At 60.8% G+C, this 16,028-nt stretch carries 20 protein-coding genes; 10 read left to right on the top strand and 10 right to left on the bottom strand.

The features are described from left to right. Positions 1-10 precede the first annotated feature (10 nt). From ppc to CJ178_RS32680, 5 genes are all read left to right on the top strand, one after another. The gene (gene ppc / locus CJ178_RS04980) at positions 11-2,791 is read left to right on the top strand and encodes a phosphoenolpyruvate carboxylase (protein ID WP_095886258.1); all 2,781 of its coding nucleotides are present in this window, start codon (positions 11-13) and stop codon (positions 2,789-2,791) included. Positions 2,792-3,065: 274 nt separating this feature from the next. Beyond that, positions 3,066-4,325, top strand: coding sequence for a PucR family transcriptional regulator (locus CJ178_RS04985; RefSeq protein ID WP_095886259.1), 1,260 nt, complete (start codon positions 3,066-3,068; stop codon positions 4,323-4,325). 350 nt (positions 4,326-4,675) lie between these two features. Then, positions 4,676-4,819, top strand: coding sequence for a hypothetical protein (locus tag CJ178_RS32670; RefSeq protein ID WP_165826291.1), 144 nt, complete (start codon positions 4,676-4,678; stop codon positions 4,817-4,819). 44 nt (positions 4,820-4,863) lie between these two features. After that, positions 4,864-5,007 (top strand): hypothetical protein, encoded by a 144-nt coding sequence (locus CJ178_RS32675; protein ID WP_165826289.1) that lies wholly within the window; start codon positions 4,864-4,866, stop codon positions 5,005-5,007. Positions 5,008-5,069: 62 nt separating this feature from the next. After that, positions 5,070-5,237 (top strand): hypothetical protein, encoded by a 168-nt coding sequence (locus CJ178_RS32680; RefSeq protein WP_165826287.1) that lies wholly within the window; start codon positions 5,070-5,072, stop codon positions 5,235-5,237. A gap of 73 nt (positions 5,238-5,310) precedes the next feature. Here the strand turns inward: CJ178_RS32680 and CJ178_RS04990 are convergent, their stop codons facing one another. Genes CJ178_RS04990 through CJ178_RS05000 form a run of 3 tightly spaced genes read right to left on the bottom strand, consistent with a single transcriptional unit; the run spans position 5,311 to position 6,639 of the window. Further along, complete coding sequence (locus CJ178_RS04990) at positions 5,311-5,511, bottom strand: hypothetical protein (protein WP_033232250.1); 201 nt, start codon at positions 5,509-5,511, stop codon at positions 5,311-5,313. A 51-nt stretch (positions 5,512-5,562) separates the two neighbouring features. After that, positions 5,563-6,240 carry a hypothetical protein gene (locus CJ178_RS04995; protein WP_095886261.1) on the bottom strand — a complete coding sequence of 226 codons (678 nt, stop codon included), beginning with the start codon at positions 6,238-6,240 and terminating at the stop codon, positions 5,563-5,565. A 42-nt stretch (positions 6,241-6,282) separates the two neighbouring features. Beyond that, entirely contained in the window at positions 6,283-6,639 is a 357-nt protein-coding gene (locus tag CJ178_RS05000) for a hypothetical protein (RefSeq protein WP_095886262.1), read from the bottom strand. 397 nt (positions 6,640-7,036) lie between these two features. Between CJ178_RS05000 and CJ178_RS05005 the strand changes: the two genes are divergently transcribed. Further along, positions 7,037-7,612, top strand: coding sequence for a Chromate resistance protein ChrB (locus CJ178_RS05005; RefSeq protein WP_051730339.1), 576 nt, complete (start codon positions 7,037-7,039; stop codon positions 7,610-7,612). Beyond that, positions 7,609-8,784, top strand: coding sequence for an MFS transporter (locus CJ178_RS05010; protein WP_257013004.1), 1,176 nt, complete (start codon positions 7,609-7,611; stop codon positions 8,782-8,784). The genes CJ178_RS05005 and CJ178_RS05010 overlap by 4 nt, the downstream gene beginning before the upstream one ends. A gap of 68 nt (positions 8,785-8,852) precedes the next feature. Here CJ178_RS05010 and CJ178_RS05015 read toward each other — a convergent pair whose 3' ends face one another. The 5 genes from CJ178_RS05015 to CJ178_RS05035 all read right to left on the bottom strand — a co-directional run bounded on the left by CJ178_RS05015 (position 8,853) and on the right by CJ178_RS05035 (position 12,699). Further along, entirely contained in the window at positions 8,853-9,272 is a 420-nt protein-coding gene (locus CJ178_RS05015; protein ID WP_257013005.1) for a hypothetical protein, read from the bottom strand. A gap of 203 nt (positions 9,273-9,475) precedes the next feature. Continuing rightward, positions 9,476-10,405, bottom strand: a complete 930-nt coding sequence (locus tag CJ178_RS05020; protein WP_257013006.1) for a TIGR01777 family oxidoreductase — start codon at positions 10,403-10,405, stop codon at positions 9,476-9,478. Further along, the gene (locus CJ178_RS05025) at positions 10,402-11,079 is read right to left on the bottom strand and encodes a TetR family transcriptional regulator (protein WP_095886264.1); all 678 of its coding nucleotides are present in this window, start codon (positions 11,077-11,079) and stop codon (positions 10,402-10,404) included. Before CJ178_RS05025 ends, CJ178_RS05020 begins: the two co-directional genes overlap by 4 nt. Positions 11,080-11,156: 77 nt before the next feature. After that, positions 11,157-11,483, bottom strand: a complete 327-nt coding sequence (locus CJ178_RS05030) for a TfoX/Sxy family protein (RefSeq protein WP_095886265.1) — start codon at positions 11,481-11,483, stop codon at positions 11,157-11,159. Positions 11,484-11,562: 79 nt separating this feature from the next. Next, positions 11,563-12,699, bottom strand: coding sequence for an FAD-dependent oxidoreductase (locus CJ178_RS05035; protein WP_095886266.1), 1,137 nt, complete (start codon positions 12,697-12,699; stop codon positions 11,563-11,565). A gap of 83 nt (positions 12,700-12,782) precedes the next feature. Between CJ178_RS05035 and CJ178_RS05040 the strand changes: the two genes are divergently transcribed. After that, complete coding sequence (locus CJ178_RS05040; protein ID WP_095886267.1) at positions 12,783-13,454, top strand: TetR/AcrR family transcriptional regulator; 672 nt, start codon at positions 12,783-12,785, stop codon at positions 13,452-13,454. 150 nt (positions 13,455-13,604) lie between these two features. Here the strand turns inward: CJ178_RS05040 and CJ178_RS05045 are convergent, their stop codons facing one another. Next, positions 13,605-13,955: an iron chaperone gene (locus tag CJ178_RS05045; protein WP_095886268.1), complete on the bottom strand. Its 351-nt coding sequence runs from the start codon at positions 13,953-13,955 to the stop codon at positions 13,605-13,607. Positions 13,956-14,025: 70 nt separating this feature from the next. Between CJ178_RS05045 and CJ178_RS05050 the strand changes: the two genes are divergently transcribed. Together CJ178_RS05050 and CJ178_RS32685 are read left to right on the top strand one after the other, a co-directional pair. Continuing rightward, positions 14,026-14,610: a hypothetical protein gene (locus tag CJ178_RS05050; protein WP_095886269.1), complete on the top strand. Its 585-nt coding sequence runs from the start codon at positions 14,026-14,028 to the stop codon at positions 14,608-14,610. Positions 14,611-14,660: 50 nt separating this feature from the next. After that, positions 14,661-14,801, top strand: coding sequence for a hypothetical protein (locus tag CJ178_RS32685; protein WP_155276677.1), 141 nt, complete (start codon positions 14,661-14,663; stop codon positions 14,799-14,801). Here the strand turns inward: CJ178_RS32685 and CJ178_RS05055 are convergent. After that, on the bottom strand, positions 14,798-15,724 hold the full coding sequence (locus tag CJ178_RS05055; RefSeq protein WP_095886270.1) for an SDR family oxidoreductase: 927 nt from the start codon (positions 15,722-15,724) through the stop codon (positions 14,798-14,800). The two genes, CJ178_RS32685 and CJ178_RS05055, sit on opposite strands and share 4 nt — an antisense overlap. Between the last annotated feature and the right edge of the window lie 304 nt (positions 15,725-16,028).

Consider the following 16,028-nt stretch of genomic DNA (forward strand, 5'->3'; position numbering starts at 1 on the left):
TAATTGAACGATGACCGAATTCGTCTCGAATCAGCATCGTGAAACACCACGCGAGGCCACCGAGCCACTGCGTGAGGACATGCGGCTTCTCGGCGGGATCCTGGGGCAGATTGTTCGCGAACAGGCCGGCGACACCGTATTCGATCTTGTTGAACGCGCCCGGGTGGAATCGTTCCGAGTACGCCGTTCCGAAATTGACCGCGCCGAACTGGTGTCGTTGTTCGCTGGAGTCAGCACCGCAGACGCTATCCCGGTGATCCGTGCGTTCAGCCACTTCGCCTTGCTCGCCAATCTGGCTGAGGACATCCACCGTGAGCGTCGGCGCGCCATTCACATCAATGCCGGCGAACCACCGCGTGACAGCACACTGGCCGCTACCTACCGCAAACTCGACGGTGCGGACATCAACTCCGCGACTGTCGAAGATGCACTGCGCGGCGCCCTTGTCTCACCGGTCATCACAGCTCATCCGACGGAAACGCGTCGACGGACAGTCTTCGAGACACAGTCTCGCATCACCGAATTGATGCGCTACCGCGAACGCACGGCGTTGAGCGTCGGGGAAACCGCGGACGTCGACCTGGACTTGCGTCGGCAGATTCTTACTCTTTGGCAGACCGCGCTGATCCGGCTCTCGCGTCTACGAATCCAGGACGAGATCGAAGTCGGATTGCGTTACTACGACGCAGCCCTGTTCGAAGTCATTCCCAAAATCAACGCCGAAGTGCGCAAGGCGCTTCGAAGCCGGTGGCCCGACGCAGACCTCCTGCGTGAGCCGATCTTGCGTCCGGGTTCCTGGATCGGCGGTGACCGCGACGGAAACCCCTATGTGACGGGGGAGATCGTGCATCGCGCGACGACCCGAGCGGCGGCCACGGCAATCGAGCATCACCTCGCCGAACTCGAACATCTAGAGCGCGAGCTGTCGATGTCGGCGCGGTTGGTCACGGTGACACCGGAATTGGATCTTCTGGCATCGACCTCGGGTGACGATTCGGTGTTCCGGGCGGACGAACCCTACCGTCGCGCAATCCGAGGAATCCGTGGACGCCTCACCGCCACAGGACTTTCCATCTTGGGGGAGATGCCCGCGCACGGCGGCGACTCCGGGCTGGAGGCATACCGCGAACCCGCGCAACTTCAGCACGATCTAGCTGTCATCGACACGTCACTGCGCCGCAACGGTGACGCGGTGATAGCCGATGATCGCCTCGAACGTTTGCGAGAAGCCGTGGAGGTGTTCGGGTTTCACCTCTCGGGTCTGGACATGCGGCAGAACTCCGAAGTTCATGAGAGCGTCGTTGCCGAGTTGTTGGCCTGGTCGGGTGTTCACCCGGACTATGCGTCGTTGTCGGAATCGGAAAAAGTGGACCTGCTCTCGGCGGAACTGACCACCCGTCGGCCGTTGACGTCGCCGGATGCGGAGTTCTCCGAACTGACGACCAAGGAACTGGCGATCATGCACGCCGGTGCCAAGGCAGTTCGAGTTCTGGGCGCCGGTGCTGTTCCCAACTACATCATCAGCATGTGCAGCTCCGTGAGCGACATGCTCGAGGCCGCGGTCCTGCTCAAGGAGGTGGGAGTTCTCGATCCGGGTGTTGGTGGTGAGCCGTCATGCCCCATCGGCATTGTTCCGCTGTTCGAGACGATCGAGGACTTGCAGGGCGGCGCGGCAACATTGCTTGCCACGCTCGACATTCCGATTTACCGAGCCATCGTGACGTCCCGGGGCAACAGCCAGGAAGTGATGCTCGGGTACTCCGATTCCAACAAGGACGGTGGCTACCTGGCTGCCAATTGGGCGCTGTACCGCGCAGAACTCGATCTGGTCGACGCCGCACGGAAGAGTGGAATCCGGTTGCGGCTCTTCCACGGTCGCGGCGGAACCGTCGGGCGTGGTGGTGGACCCAGCTACGAGGCAATTCTTGCGCAACCTCCCGGAGCTGTCGAAGGTTCGCTGAGGATCACCGAGCAGGGTGAGGTGATCGCAGCGAAATACGCCGAGCCGCGGTTGGCTCATCGCAACCTCGAGACGCTCATCGCTGCGACGTTGGAGTCGACGTTGCTCGACGTCGAAGGGCTCGGAAGCGACGCCGAGGCGGCGTACACCGTTCTGGATGAGCTTGCTGCCCTGGCGCGTACCGCGTACAGCGAATTGGTCCATGACACACCGGGATTCGTCCAGTACTTCGAGGCGTCGACGCCGGTTGCAGAAATCGGGGCACTCAACATCGGTAGCCGACCCGCCTCGCGTAAGCAGACCAAGGCGATCTCCGATCTGCGTGCGATTCCGTGGGTGTTGTCCTGGAGTCAGTCACGTGTCATGCTGCCAGGCTGGTACGGCACAGGCGCGGCATTCGAACGATGGATCGACGGCAAACCGGAGCGTTTGGCGACGCTGACGCGTTTGTACGAGAAGTGGCCGTTCTTCCGGACGGTGCTCTCGAACATGGCGATGGTGATGTCGAAATCCGACATGGGCTTGGCGGCCCGCTACGCGGAATTGGTTCCCGACGTAGAACTGCGTGATCGAGTCTTCGGCATGATCACCGACGAGCATGCGCGAACCGTTCGGATGTACAAGGAGATCACCGGCTACGACGATTTGTTTGCTGATAATTCAGGCCTGGAACGTTCCGTCCACAACCGTTTCCCGTATCTCGAACCGCTCAATCACTTGCAGGTCGAGTTGATCAGGCGATATCGATCAGGTGACGAGAGTGACCAGGTCCGGCGCGGTATTCAGCTGACGATGAACGGCCTGGCTACGGCGCTGCGGAACAGCGGCTAAATAGCGGTCATTTTGCCCACGCCGGGAGCCTCCGGTGTAGTCGGTCGGCGTGACCATGTCATGCCGACCGACCAGAAATCCAAATTGTCTCATTTGACAATTGGACGACCGTTCATGTGGTAGACATCACATCGCCTGACGTAATCGGGAACGGCAGACGCAAGCGGCTAAAGTCCTCAATTCGGGCACCGCGGCGGGTTTCTCATTCCCTGACGCGTCGAGCCGCCGGCCATCGCGCCGCGCGACACTCTTGTCTCGAGGAGGCTTGTCTACGATGTCCACTGCGCTGTTGAATACCTCGGGGCCGCTGATGCTCGGAGGCGAACCCGCCTCCACTGCGGTCCGCGACTTCGTCCCGCTGGCGGCCGAACTTGTGAAGAACTTCTCCCGCGCCAACGCAACCTTCAAAACCCTCAACCTGGAATCCGTTCAGGAGGATTTGGTTGCGGTGACCGCGCAGGGGTTGCAACTGGCGATCCAACTCATGGACCACAGGAAGCTGCCGACCGACCGCGACCTGGACAGTATTCACACCCTGACCGTCCGGCAGGCCCGCCAGGGCGTCCCCCTCAGTGCCATCCTTGCCGTAACAGACGAGGCCATCAGCGTCATTCGGAACCTTATCCTCAGCAGAGCGGGCGTCGAGGACTCTGCCAACCTCAAGGAGCTCAACCACCTCCTGTTCACAGTCGCGCAGCGCCTTCATTCATTCATCTCGGTCAGCTATCTGGCGGCGATCCCTGCCGGCGCCCAGCTCGAGGGGAGCTCCGCCGGCGCCCTCGTCAAAGCCATGTTGGATGGAGACGATCCCACTGATCTTGCGTTGCAGTTGGGTATCGAGCTCGCACCCCGCTATCTCGTTCTGCGGCTCCTCGTGAACCTACCGAAACCCCGGCCGGGGGCCAGGGACGGCGCGCATCAGCGCCTGCAGGCATACCGTGATCTCGCCGCGGCACAAGCCAAGGTCGCTGCCCACTTCGGAGCCAAGTTGCTCGAAGCCCCGGCGCCGCAACGCGGCCTGGTCCTCATCGAGGGCACACCACACTGGGGGTTGGTGTGCCAAGTTGTGCGTCAGGCGACGGCCAAGATCGGGGTGCAGATCACGGCGGTCGGCGAGAATGCCGCACTCGAGGATCTCCCAGCGGCCCAGGCGACCACCCGCGAGTTGGTCCACCTCGTCCGGAGGCTCGGGCTGCCGGCGCAGTCATACCGGATGGAGGACCTCGCGCTCGAGTATCAATTGACCCGGATCGGCCCGGCGCGCGACAGCCTGATCGGCCTACTCAGGCCGCTCGACAGCAACCCTGAACTGTTGCAGACGCTGTCCGTGCACTTGTCGAACGACCAGCACCGGCAGCGCACCGCGTCAGCGTTGGGCCTGCACACGAACACTGTCGACAACCGGATCAAGCGCATTGCACACCTCACCGGATTGGACCCGACTTTGCCCTCTGAGCTGCTTAAACTGCGTGCGGCGATGATCGCACTGACCTTTGTCAGCACCGACGTGGACATCCGTCCAGTGAAATTGTGAAACCTCACATAACTCACTGGTAACAACCCACTTTTGATGGCTGGACCCCACTTTTCAGTAGACAACCGGGATATAAAAATGTGGCGCGAATCACCGCGCAGACCAGTAACGAAAAAGGGGAAAGACATGATCAACGGCCAGGAAAACGCCCTCCTCGGTGCCTTCTTCGACACGATCCTGCAGCTGTTCAACGCAGGCAGCACCGGAACTGGCTCGACGAACGGCGGCGGCGTCGCCTAGGGACGCATTTCGTGCCCCTGTGCGAGATCCTTCGCACAGGGGCACGTTTCTCGCCCCCACGATCTGAGGGGGTGACCACACCGCCACCCCGCTTAGGCCAGGAGTAATACATGATCGCCTCACCAACGACCGGCGCTTTGGCCGTCGTCATGAACACCGTCCTGCAGATGTTCAACGCGGGCAGCAGCTTTCTCTTCACCAATAACGCTCCGCTCCCGGGCGGCGGCGAAGATCCCACGACGCCCGTGCCCTGATCGATCTACCCGCTCGCACCGTAACGTCGCAGACAGGAATCATCGTGATCAACTCGCCGTACACCCAGGGCAGCCTGGTCATCGACTTCGGCTCTCTTGCCAGCGCACTCGGTTTCGGAAGTGCCGGCCCGATCGTCTCGTTCGGCAGTGCCGGAAGCATTGAATTCAGTAGTGTCGGCGGACTTTGACAGACCTCACTGTCTCCCACGCACATTCGTATCCACCCGCGAAACAGAAAGCAGGTCTTCCTGTGCCTACAATTCCGCTCACCGGTGACCCCGTCGTGATCAACATAATTGTCCAGCTTTTCAGCGCAGGCAGCAGCAATGCGCTCGCACTGGGCGGTGTCGGGAGCAGCGGTCTCGGTAGCACCGGGCTCGGCAGCTTCGACTCAGCGAGCATGGGCAGCGCCGCATAGCAGCCATCGTTCTGCGTGAACTGCTCCCCGAATCTCGGACTGACGAGTTCAGTTCTGACATTCGGGGAGCAGTTCAGTTCGAGTAGTCTCGCAGCGTAAAAACGAACCCGACTGCAATCGCGGCACCTGCCAAGACGTACACCGCAATTCGCAACCATGTCGGGCCGGCAAAACTGACGGCAATCGCCGCAGCCAGAGCCACGATGATCATCACGACGCCGTAAGCCGGTGTGCGTTCCGGATGTGCCGCGTGTCGATGCTGTGAATTCTCCACTACTTCACTGTGCGCCACCGTGGTTGGCAGATGCAATGGTGAGTGTTTTTGTCAGCGTGAATACAACTGTGTTTCGAGACCTGGGTTCGCGTGGACGGATTCGAGCCGGGCGAGGTCGGCGGACACGACAAGCGTGTCCATGTCGTCGATCCCGGTTGCGCCGCACCAGGATTGGTCCGCGGGCCACCAAAAGTTCGGGGTGCGCGTCCGTGTGGCGCGTTGTGCGGGGGACCGGGTTGTCGTGACTACCTGGTAGTTCCACCCCTGCAGGCCATCCGAGACGCGAGCACAACCGCGGATCGGTTCGTCGAGGAACTCGCCCCACCCATCCCAGAACAGTCCCGATTGCACGTCGTCGAAGTGGTCGTAGACGACATCGATCAGCTCTGGCGGCAGTGACCCCATTTCCGGTTCAGTGTCGAAGATGCCCTCGATTGTCGCGCACGGATCCGGGCGTCCGACACTATTGGGAAACCACGCTCCGACGATCTCGGAAAACTGCGTCCCGACAATCATCTCTGCGCCCACGGCAGTGGCGACCTGGGACCATGTCACCGCTCGCGGCTCGCCGTCGTCATGGATATAGGCCGGGTGCAGGATTCGCAGAACATGCGGGTAGCGGTCGGCTAGCCAGTGACCCGTCGGTCCTGCGTCGGGGTACGGGTAGGGCGCGAGCCATGTCGCGCTATCGGGCAACGAATCGCCGATCCAACCTAGGCGTGGGGGCATACGGGATTCTCCATGCGTCGTCGCGGCGCTGCGTGAGTGCGATCAGGAGCAGACTTGTTGGAAAGTTGTGGCGCCCGGTCGTAATAGATAGCGCTTCTCTCTCCCGTCAGCCTCGAAAACAGCTGCGGTTTCGGATAACCGGGTCATAGTGCCCTTCTGGTACGGGTCGTCCCAACCGGAGGGCGAGTTATTTTGCCGAGCATCGGTGTTGACCGCTTCCCAGTATTCGCCGGCGAACTTGGCCTCTCGCGCACCGCAGTGGGTGTACATCGTGTAGCTGTAGGCGGTGCCGATTTCAACCTTCTCCGGTGATGGTTCGGAGGGAGCGCCGCATCCAGCCAGGCCCGTTGTGAACAGCGCCGCTATGCTCAGCCGCTTTGCTACCGAAAGCCTTGTCATACATTGACTTTAGCTTTTGGGACTTTAGCTTTGGTGCGTTGATTGATCGCCGCGAGTCAGTGCCAGGTGTTCCACCACTCCGCATTCCACCATTCCACAAGGGGAACCAGCCATGGCGTCCAGATCTTCCAACTGGTTGCGAGTCCGTAAGGCGGAATCGGATCATCAAGGCACCTCCTGATGGTACGAAAATGAACGGCTCGACCGGTGGTACTTCACAGTGGTGTCGGTCCGGGTTGTCGGTGTTGTCGGGTCGACCGTCTTTGCAATTCGATCCTGGCGGAACCGAAACAGACCCACTCAGAGCAGTGTTGGCAGCCCAGATGAAGGTAAGTGAGCGATGCGGACGGAAACGAGCTTCACACTTTGAGATGTAACGGGTGATACATTCTCCAGTGTGAATTCCGAGTCATCCGTGAGTTGGCGGATAATCCTGATCAAGATTGCTGCCGAGCCGACGCGTCACCGTGTTGCCGTGTGGCGAGAACTGCGCAAAGTGGGTGCGTTGTCGATCGGGCAAGGCACCTGGGCTGTGCCGAACGTTCCGGCATTCGCGGCAGGCGTCGACCGTGCGAAAGAACTTGTCGACCGCGCGTCCGGTGAAATTGTCTTCCTCAACGCAACGGGTGCGAGCGAGGAAGACAACTCGCGATTCGCCGCGATGTTCACCGCGGCCCGCGAGGAAGACTGGACCGAATTCCTGTCGGACTGTGCGAAATACGAGGCCGAGCTCGACAAGGAGATCCGGATCCAGAAATTTACACTCGCAGAACTCGAGGAAGAAGAGCAGAGCCTGGACAGGCTGCGTCGCTGGCATCGAGATTTGAAGGCGCGCGACGTATTCGGCGCGAGGAATGCGGAAAGCGCAACGGCGGCGCTCCAGCAGTGCACCCTGCGGTTCGAGGACTACTCGGAGCGAGTAATCAACGCACTGCACTCTCCTGAAGGCATTGACGACGGTGATCTCACATGAGTGACAACAAAGCCCAGGTCGAAGGCGCGCGATGGCAGATGTGGCCGCTGTACGCGGCCGGGTTCACGACTGCATTCGGAGCCCATGCCGTTGCGGCGAACCTCGTGTTCGATCTCGACGATCTGGCGAATTCGCTGCTCTATCTCGGTCTACTGCTGGCCCTGTACGACGGCGCCGAAGTCCTGCTCAAACCTGTGTTCGGCACGCTGGCAGATCGGATCGGTGCCAAGCCGGTCCTGCTCGGCGGGCTCGTCGCGTTTGCCGCAGCATCGTTGCTGTTTGTTGTTGTCGCGGATACGGATTGGTTGTGGTTGGCGCGGCTCGGCCAAGGTGCGGCAGCATCGGCATTCTCGCCCGCTGCAAGTTCTTCGGTGGCTCGATTGACCCGAAAAGGCAAGCACGGCAGTGCTTTCGGAACCTACGGGTTCTACAAAAGTCTCGGCTATACCCTCGGCCCGTTGCTGGGCGGTGTGATCGTGTGGATCGGTGGTCTCACACTCCTGTTTGCAGTCATGGCCGTCCTCGCGCTGGTTGTCGCGATCTGGGCCAAGGTCGTGGTACCTGCGCTTCTGCCGCTACCTCGGGCCAGGCAAACCGTGGTTGATTTGGCTCGTCGCCTGAGTGATCGTCAGTTCCTCGGTCCCACCGCAGCTCTTGCGGCGGCCACTGCCGCACTGTCGGTCGGTGTGGGGTTTCTCCCGGTTGCCGGCGTTGATGCCGGACTTGGACCGATAGCAACAGGTGCGGCCGTGTCAGTACTGGCGTTGTGTGCGGCATTTGCGCAACCGCGAGCAGGGCGAGCACTCGACGCGGGAAAAATCACCGTCGAACGAGGTGTGGCATGGGGATTGGTTGTCACCGCCGCCGGTCTGGCGCTTGCCATGATTCCGGGACTGGTCGGGATTCTCGCCGCGGCAGTTGCTGTTGGCATTGGCACCGGCATCATCACACCGCTGGGGTTTGCCGCGCTTGCTGCATCGACGCCCGAGGAGCGAATGGGTCAAACCATGGGTGCGGCCGAACTGGGACGTGAACTCGGCGACGCGGGCGGCCCGCTGATCGTCGCGGGCGTGGCAGCCGTCGCGACACTGACGGCGGGCTTCGGGGTACTTGCCGTAATAACACTCTTGATCGGCGCAGATTCCGCGCGTCAACGCAACGTCCGTTCATGACGCCGCCGATGCTCCGTGGTCGGTTGCCGGGAACGTCAGGTTGAAACGCCGCTCGTAATCTCGACGGTCTAAGTGGTGGCCTGCGCTCTGATCAGTTGCGCGAGCGTCGATGACGTAATGGACAGGACTAGCGCGGAGATCACGACCAGCCAGAGCCCCCATCCCACTGACGGTCCAATGATCTTTCCGGCGATCTCGGTGCCGCGTTGGAGTATGCAGGCGGCGTTGCCGACGGCAACGATCAAGACTGCGATTCCCGCCAAGGGGCCAATGCAGTGGTTCTTCACCTGCGGTGTGACGCCCCTCGAAAGAAGCGGAGTCAATGCGAAAGCTGCACCGATCCCGAGGATCAGGGTGATCACGCCGCATTCGCCGATACCGGAACTACCCAGCGCGAGGAACGACGTCCACGGACCGATGCTGCCGATGATGATGCCGACACACGAGAGCGCTGCTGCGATCAGATTCGGCCTGAAATGAGCAGGCATCGGCATTTGAGGTACCCGGGGTGAAATCCCGAACGGCTGCTGCTCATACGGCTGACTTACCCGAATAGTCACTGGGTGGACCGACTCTCTCTAACAACGTTGTTGCTCATGTCTAGCTTCTTCGGAGTCTAGGGACCGCCCTCTGTGTTGTGACCGATTCGACAATATTCAATTGAACGTGAGTGCAGACCTGGCCCGGACTGTCAGCCCAAAGCAACGGGAAGCAAGCCTCGCGGAGTCTCCTGAACTATTTGGTGCAGCGCCGAGTTCAGCGTCGGAAACGTGAACTGGAAGCCGGTATCGGCGAGCACGCCCGGGTCCACCCAGCGGCTCTTGAGCACTAGCTCGGCTTCGGTGTGTATTACGCGTGCGCCGAACTCCAGCATCCAGCCGGGCGTCGGCAACCCGCGCGCTCGACCCAGGGATGCACGCATCTCACGCATCAACACGTCGTTGGTCACCGCAACGGGCGAGGCGACATTGACCGGACCGGAGATGGCGTGGTGCTCGTAGACGTGGGTGATGGAACGAACTAAGTCGTCGACGTGAACCCAACTGAACATCTGCCGACCGTCGCCCATTCTTCCGCCGAAGCCGACGCGGGCCAGATTGATGAACGGATTAATCGCCCCGCCGCCGGCGCCGAGCACGATCGACATCCGAAGCGCCACCTTGCGAACGGTTGTCGGTGCCTCGAACAGCTCTTGCTCCCAAGCTCGCGCGACAGCCACCGAGAATCCTGTTCCCAGCTCGCCGGTCCTCTCGTTCATCGGCCGATCACGAGCGTCTCGATAGATTGTGCCGGTGCTGGCATTTATCCAGAGTGATGGCGGCTGTGGTGTGCGGGCCAGTGCGCGACCAAGCTGCGCCGTGGTTTCCACCCGTGAGGAAAAGATCTCATCGGCGTTGCGCTTGTTGTAGCGGCAGCTCACCGAGCGTCCGGCGAGATTGACAACCAGATCCGCTCCATCCAGAACGTCGACGACGCCTTGTCTGTCGGACCAAGTGGCATCACTCGAGTCGCTCCGCCCGATCGTCCGAACATTGATCCCACTGGCTTCGAGCGAGCGACGAAGGTACTGCCCGATATAGCCCGACGCTCCGCAAATGACGACGCAATTCATGGTGCTCATCGCACGGTCTCCTCTTCTCGCGCAGTGACTTTGGCCATCAATTTCGCGACGTCACCGACCAAGCTCCTGGCCACTGGTAGGCGGGCGAGCTTGACGGTTTTCGCGACAACTGGGGCGAGACCGTCGACCAATGCACGCGTACGTGCTTGTCCGGGCGACGAATCGGTGACCCAGTGCAGAGTCACACCCATATAGGTGAGCCACAGAAGTGTGGGGAGCTGTTTCTCCAATGAGGGCGGTGTCCGCTGGTGGGAGGCAGTCAGAGCCTCGCGCATCAGATCGATCGCCATTGCTCGGGCATCGGTGGACTCGACCGAAAACGGGCTGGATCGCGAGGTGGTAGGTAACGCACTCTGCAGGAATGATCCGCCGAAGTCGTGATAGGGCGTCATGACATCGAGTCCGGAATGCAGAACTGTCTTCAGGTTCTCCGCGAGTGAGCCGCCCTGGCGCAACAGTGGAAGCGCCCGATCGCGGTGATCGCGCTGGACGACTAGATACAGCTCATGGACAAGTTCGTCCTTGCTGGCGAAGTAGTAGTAGGTATTTCCGAGAGAGACGCCTGCCTCGCTTGCGATCCGGCGCATGGTTGTCGACTGGAAGCCCTCGTCGCGGAAGAGTCGCAAGGCGGTATCCACAAGCTTTTCCCGCGTCTCAGTTCCGCGACTACTCATGACGTCTCCTAGTTTTGAACGTGTTCAAAACTGAGTCTACGCGGCATAGTTGAACGTGTTCAATTAGAGGTGTGAGGCTACTGTGAGTGCGCGAAATCCAGGGCTTCCTTGATCCAGGCGTTGAACTCCACGGTTGAACTGGTGCCAGTGCGATCGACCTCGACCCAACCTTTGCTCATCGGCTTTCCGCGCATGTCAGGCCAGTGTGCGCCCTTGTGTAGCAGCAGTTCGTCGACGCGTTCCGGCGCGCAGCGGATCAAGAGGTTGCCGTTAGAGTTCGCTGCGACCGCCAATTGTCCGTTGACCATGTAACTCAGGCCGCCGAACATTTTCACCTCACTGACGTCGTCCTCGCTCACGAGTGCATCGCGGATCCGGTCTGCCAGTGCTTTGTCGTATGTCATGTGACCATCCCTCGATGTCGATATCGCGTACCCGGTACGGATATGTCTCACAAGCGTGACATGCGACGACCGATAAGCGTTACGAATGCGCAGGCTGTGGGGCGGTGAAGAACTCGACGAGTGAGAGCGGAGCGCGGTCGCCAAGGCAGAGTCCCAGGATCACGTCTGCGTCCGCCGCTTCCGATTGGCTGCGGGAGAACATCGCCGCTTCGTAGTCGGCAAGTGCCTCTTCGAGATTGTCTGGATGCGCTGCAATCGCCTTCCCGAGTTCGGCGCCGTCGTACATTGCCAAGTTCGCTCCCTCGCCGGACGGCGCCATCAGGTGCGCCGCGTCACCGAGGAGCGTCACCCCCGGAACGTGGTCCCACCGGTGATCATTTGGGAGAGCGTGGATCGGACGCGAGATCAGCGCGGTTTCGCCCGCGGTGATGAGCGCGGTGAGTTCTGGTGCCCACCCGTCGAATTCGGCCGCGACTCGAGCAATCGATGTGGCGGTGTCGGTGAAATCGATGCTCGCAATCCACTCGGCGGGCCGGTTCAGTTGAACGTACGTGTGAATGACGCCGCCGGACTCGCGGTGCGCGGTGATTCCCTTACCTGGGGCGAGCGCATACAGAGCGCCGCCGCCGACTATGTCGGCTGTCGCGGGGTGTCGCTCGTCAACATCGTGCAGGTATGTCTCGATGAATACGGTGCCCACGTACTCGGGTGTGGCGTCGGAGAGTAGAGGTCGAATCTTCGACCACGCGCCGTCGGCGCCCACGAGAAGGCCGGTAGTGACGGTTGTGCCGTCGTCGAAGGTGAGTTCGTGCCGGCCGTCGCCGAGGGAAACGGCACTGGACACTTTCCGTCCCCACTCAATGGTCCCGTCAGGTAGTGAGTCGAGCAGGATCTCGCGAAGATCCCCGCGAAGCACCTCGGGCCGTCCACCGGTGCCGTCGTCCGGTTCGTCGAGGAGCACGGTGCCGTGTTGGTCGAGTATCCGTGAAGCCGCGCCACCTTCGTGGATGATCGCGCGGAACTGGTCGGTGAGACCGGCCGCCGCGAGCGCGAGTTGCCCGTTGTTTTCGTGGATGTCGAGCTGACCTCCCTGCGTGCGGGCTTCGGCAGAGGGCTCCGACTCGTAGATCGTTGCAGCGATGCCGTGAACGTGGAGGACACGCGCGAGGGTGAGGCCGCCGAGTCCGGCTCCGATGATCGTGACTGGAGTTGTCATGGTTTTAATTCCTTTCAATGAGATTGGAACGTTGTTCCATTGTCGATCTTGGAACAGTGTTCCAGATATGTCAAGATGGACAGATGGACACAACGTCGCAGCGGAACGAACGACGCACGGATGCACTGTCGAAAGAGCGAATCGTCGAGGCCGCGATCGAGATCCTCGACAGCGAGGGCGAGGGCGCGCTGACATTTCGCGCGTTGGCGTCTCGCCTGGCAACCGGAAGTGGCGCAATCTACTGGCACGTTGCAAACAAGAACGAACTGCTTGCAGCGACGACCACCGACGTCATCACACGTGTTATGACCGGCGTCGTCCCAGGGGCGACGCCGCGGGAAACCATCCGCACTACGGTTCTCGAGGTCTTCGACGCGATCGACGCACACCCGTGGGTCGGCACCCAGCTCTCTCGTGAGCCGTGGCAGTCCGCGGTGCTGCAGATATTCGAAGGCGTTGGCCGGCAACTCCAAGAACTCGGAGTTCCCGAATCCGCGCAGTTCGACTGCGCTTCCGCACTCGTGAACTATGTCCTCGGCCTGGCCGGACAGTATGCCGCAGGGGCCCGCCTTCACGCACGCGAGACGGATCGATCGGCCTTCCTCGCGACAATCACCTCAGGGTGGGAACAACTCGACTCAGCCGAGTACCCGTTCTTACGTCAGGTGACACCGCAGTTGCGTGATCACGACGACCGCGACCAATTTCTTGCCGGCATCGATCTCATCCTGGCCGGAATCGCGACTGTCCGATAGACGGCCTAACGCCTTGGATGCAACAAGGCTTCCGGCGGGCTGAACCTTCGATACCGCCACTGCCGCAGGGGGATTGTGCATCCGCGCGGTTGATCAACCGCGCGGATGCACAATTCGCGCGCGGATGTTGGAAGCCTTCGGAAAACCGGGTTAGTGTCTGGCCGCGAGCAATTCGGTAATCCTCGCGACGAGGTCGAGCGGGATCGGCTTGTTCAACGGAAACTTCGCCGTCGCTTTGGCTGATCGATACGGGTCGATTGCCTTCTCGAATTCGGCGTCGCCCTCGGGGAGTGGATACATCGAAATGTGGTGTTTCCATCCGGCAAAATGCACCAGACTTTTGCCGTCGACCGTGAAGGTCGGCATCTGGTAGCTGATGGTTTCGCCGGCGCCGGGAACTGCTTTGTGGATGGTCTGACGGACGCTCTCGAGCACAGGTTGCACATCGATCGGGAAGGACGCGATGTACTGGTCGATCGTCTCGGGGCTTTCTGTGGTCACGTGTCGAACATATCGTCACCGAGCGTTGTCGACTGTGCAATCGACAATCGATTGAGCAGTATGGTGCCTTATGCGGTGTTCACGGGAATTGCTGGGCGTTGCGACCGTCGCCTTGTTAGTGGGATGTGGTGCGCCGAGCAACAACGCGGACGACGTTGCGCCACCGACGTCGCGAGTGAATGTGCCTGGCCTGGTGGAACCAACCTGCCTGGCCGGCAATCTTCTCGGATTCTCCGACCTACCGCAGACGGTTGCTCCGGTACCCGAACCGCGACCTATCCCGGCCGATTTTGTGCCCGTCCGAGTGGTCACTTGTGAGGGTGACTGGAGCGCTGGCGTCGTAGAGCACTCAGTGTCGTGGGTCGAGGAACGACGTGAGGGCGATATGGGCGCCGTTATTGCCGGCTACCGGCTTCCATCAGATACACCGCCGGAAATGCGCACCTGCTTTGTGGACCAGCCGACACCTCCGATTGTGTGGCTCGTCGACGATCAAGGCCTGGGACTGCTCGCTCCGGACCTGCCGACAAATGAGTGTGGCGCGTTTAAGTGGGAGGCGATCACTGCCATCCGGGAGCTGCCGGTCACTGAACGGATTGTCCACCTCATCCCAGTTCCGCCGACGGTCGAAGCTCGGTTCATCAAACCGGAGTGATGGGTCAGGCCCCCGATCTACCCACGCGTTCTGAAATGAGACCATTAGGTATGGCGAATCTGGAACCTTGGGAAATCTCGAGATTGACTACCCACCTTCGTGCATATTTGGTCAACGCGAAGCGCTTTGTTCAAGGGTGGTCATTGCGTGAGGTCGAGGACAAGCGCGACGACCATCGTGCCGTCGATTAGTCCGGCTTCGGCTGCCAGAAGTTGGGCCTCGAACCATCTATGTCGGCGAACCCGTACTCTGCTCCGAGTTCACCCGAACTGACAGATCGCTGATTCCATCGGGCACGATTCGGATCAGCGGCAAGGGCGGCCACTGCGCGTCCGACAAATCTCGGCGACTCGGAATGAGCAAAATCAGGTGGCGCAGTCGGCCCATCCCGATTCGGCAGTAGTGCGTCGCGCCAATTCGATTCTGTGACACCAAAATTATCGAGCATCATCTCCGATCGCAGGAAACCCGGAGTAATGGCAACGGCGGAACATCCGAACGGGCCAAGTTCATGGCCCTGCGAATATGCGAGCCTGTTCACCGACACTTTTGCCAAGTCGTAGAACACTGAGATGCGATAGTTCGAGGCGTTGTATTCGGTAGTGCCATCGGTTATTTCGACAACCAGTCCACCTGGCCGATCGATCATGAGCGGCAGCAGATGATGCGACGTGGTGATGTGGGTGTCGATCGCCAGGCGCAAGATGTGAAAGCCTTTGTCCAGATCGTGTTCCCATACCGGAGTGTTCCACTCCGCCGGTCCACCCTTGAGTAACTCTGCGCCCCAGATGTCGTTGACCAAGACGTCGATATGTCCGTAGTCGGTGCGTAGTTGCTCAGCGAGATCAGCAACTCGAGTGCTCTTGAGGTGATCGACGGCAATCGGTACTCCGACGCCACCCAATTCGGTGACCAGAGCGGCGGTCTCCTCGATGGTTTCGCTCCGCGGGTAGTCCGACTGAAGGATGCCGGTGGACGTGCTCCGACCAGTGCAGATAACCGTGGCGCCCGCCTCGCCTAATGCTGCGGCGATTCCGCGTCCAGCGCCCCGCGTTGCCCCGGCAACAACAGCTACACGCCCGCGTAGGGCATCACGTTGAGGTGTCCACGCCATTGTCCGATTCTGCTCGCCGGCGCTGCCACGTTCAAGGCCTCGAAACACAGGAGGAACCGAAAGCGCTCTGGGCGCGTCAAAATTCATGAGTGCTCAAGAACATGGACCGGGGGGAACATGAATCGTTGTGTCGGGCAGAGTGCCGAGTGGAGAAACGGTGTCACGCCGATGAGTTCGGTTGTGGCACGAAGAAATTCGAGCAGGCTAGCAATTGTGCGTAGCAGCCGTCGTGGGGGAGTGGCCACAGAAGTTCCACCGGCACGGGAGTCGCCCGAAGACGACTCCCGGCCGGAGTGAATCTGAG

It is taken from the genome of Rhodococcus sp. ACPA4, from assembly GCF_002300185.1.
GTDB classification, from domain to species: Bacteria; Actinomycetota; Actinomycetes; order Mycobacteriales; family Mycobacteriaceae; genus Rhodococcus_F; species Rhodococcus_F globerula.

What these genes read in the sequence shown, in the direction of transcription:
- ppc (WP_095886258.1), top strand. Translation starts at nt 11, where the DNA reads ATGACCGAATTCGTCTCGAATCAGCATCGTGAAACACCACGCGAGGCC.
- CJ178_RS04985 (WP_095886259.1), top strand. Translation starts at nt 3,066, where the DNA reads ATGTCCACTGCGCTGTTGAATACCTCGGGGCCGCTGATGCTCGGAGGC.
- CJ178_RS32670 (WP_165826291.1), top strand. Translation starts at nt 4,676, where the DNA reads ATGATCGCCTCACCAACGACCGGCGCTTTGGCCGTCGTCATGAACACC.
- CJ178_RS04995 (WP_095886261.1), bottom strand. Translation starts at nt 6,240, where the DNA reads ATGCCCCCACGCCTAGGTTGGATCGGCGATTCGTTGCCCGATAGCGCG.
- CJ178_RS05000 (WP_095886262.1), bottom strand. Translation starts at nt 6,639, where the DNA reads ATGACAAGGCTTTCGGTAGCAAAGCGGCTGAGCATAGCGGCGCTGTTC.
- CJ178_RS05010 (WP_257013004.1), top strand. Translation starts at nt 7,609, where the DNA reads ATGAGTGACAACAAAGCCCAGGTCGAAGGCGCGCGATGGCAGATGTGG.
- CJ178_RS05015 (WP_257013005.1), bottom strand. Translation starts at nt 9,272, where the DNA reads ATGCCTGCTCATTTCAGGCCGAATCTGATCGCAGCAGCGCTCTCGTGT.
- CJ178_RS05020 (WP_257013006.1), bottom strand. Translation starts at nt 10,405, where the DNA reads ATGAGCACCATGAATTGCGTCGTCATTTGCGGAGCGTCGGGCTATATC.
- CJ178_RS05025 (WP_095886264.1), bottom strand. Translation starts at nt 11,079, where the DNA reads ATGAGTAGTCGCGGAACTGAGACGCGGGAAAAGCTTGTGGATACCGCC.
- CJ178_RS05030 (WP_095886265.1), bottom strand. Translation starts at nt 11,483, where the DNA reads ATGACATACGACAAAGCACTGGCAGACCGGATCCGCGATGCACTCGTG.
- CJ178_RS05035 (WP_095886266.1), bottom strand. Translation starts at nt 12,699, where the DNA reads ATGACAACTCCAGTCACGATCATCGGAGCCGGACTCGGCGGCCTCACC.
- CJ178_RS05040 (WP_095886267.1), top strand. Translation starts at nt 12,783, where the DNA reads ATGGACACAACGTCGCAGCGGAACGAACGACGCACGGATGCACTGTCG.
- CJ178_RS05050 (WP_095886269.1), top strand. Translation starts at nt 14,026, where the DNA reads ATGCGGTGTTCACGGGAATTGCTGGGCGTTGCGACCGTCGCCTTGTTA.
- CJ178_RS32685 (WP_155276677.1), top strand. Translation starts at nt 14,661, where the DNA reads ATGGCGAATCTGGAACCTTGGGAAATCTCGAGATTGACTACCCACCTT.
- CJ178_RS05055 (WP_095886270.1), bottom strand. Translation starts at nt 15,724, where the DNA reads ATGGCGTGGACACCTCAACGTGATGCCCTACGCGGGCGTGTAGCTGTT.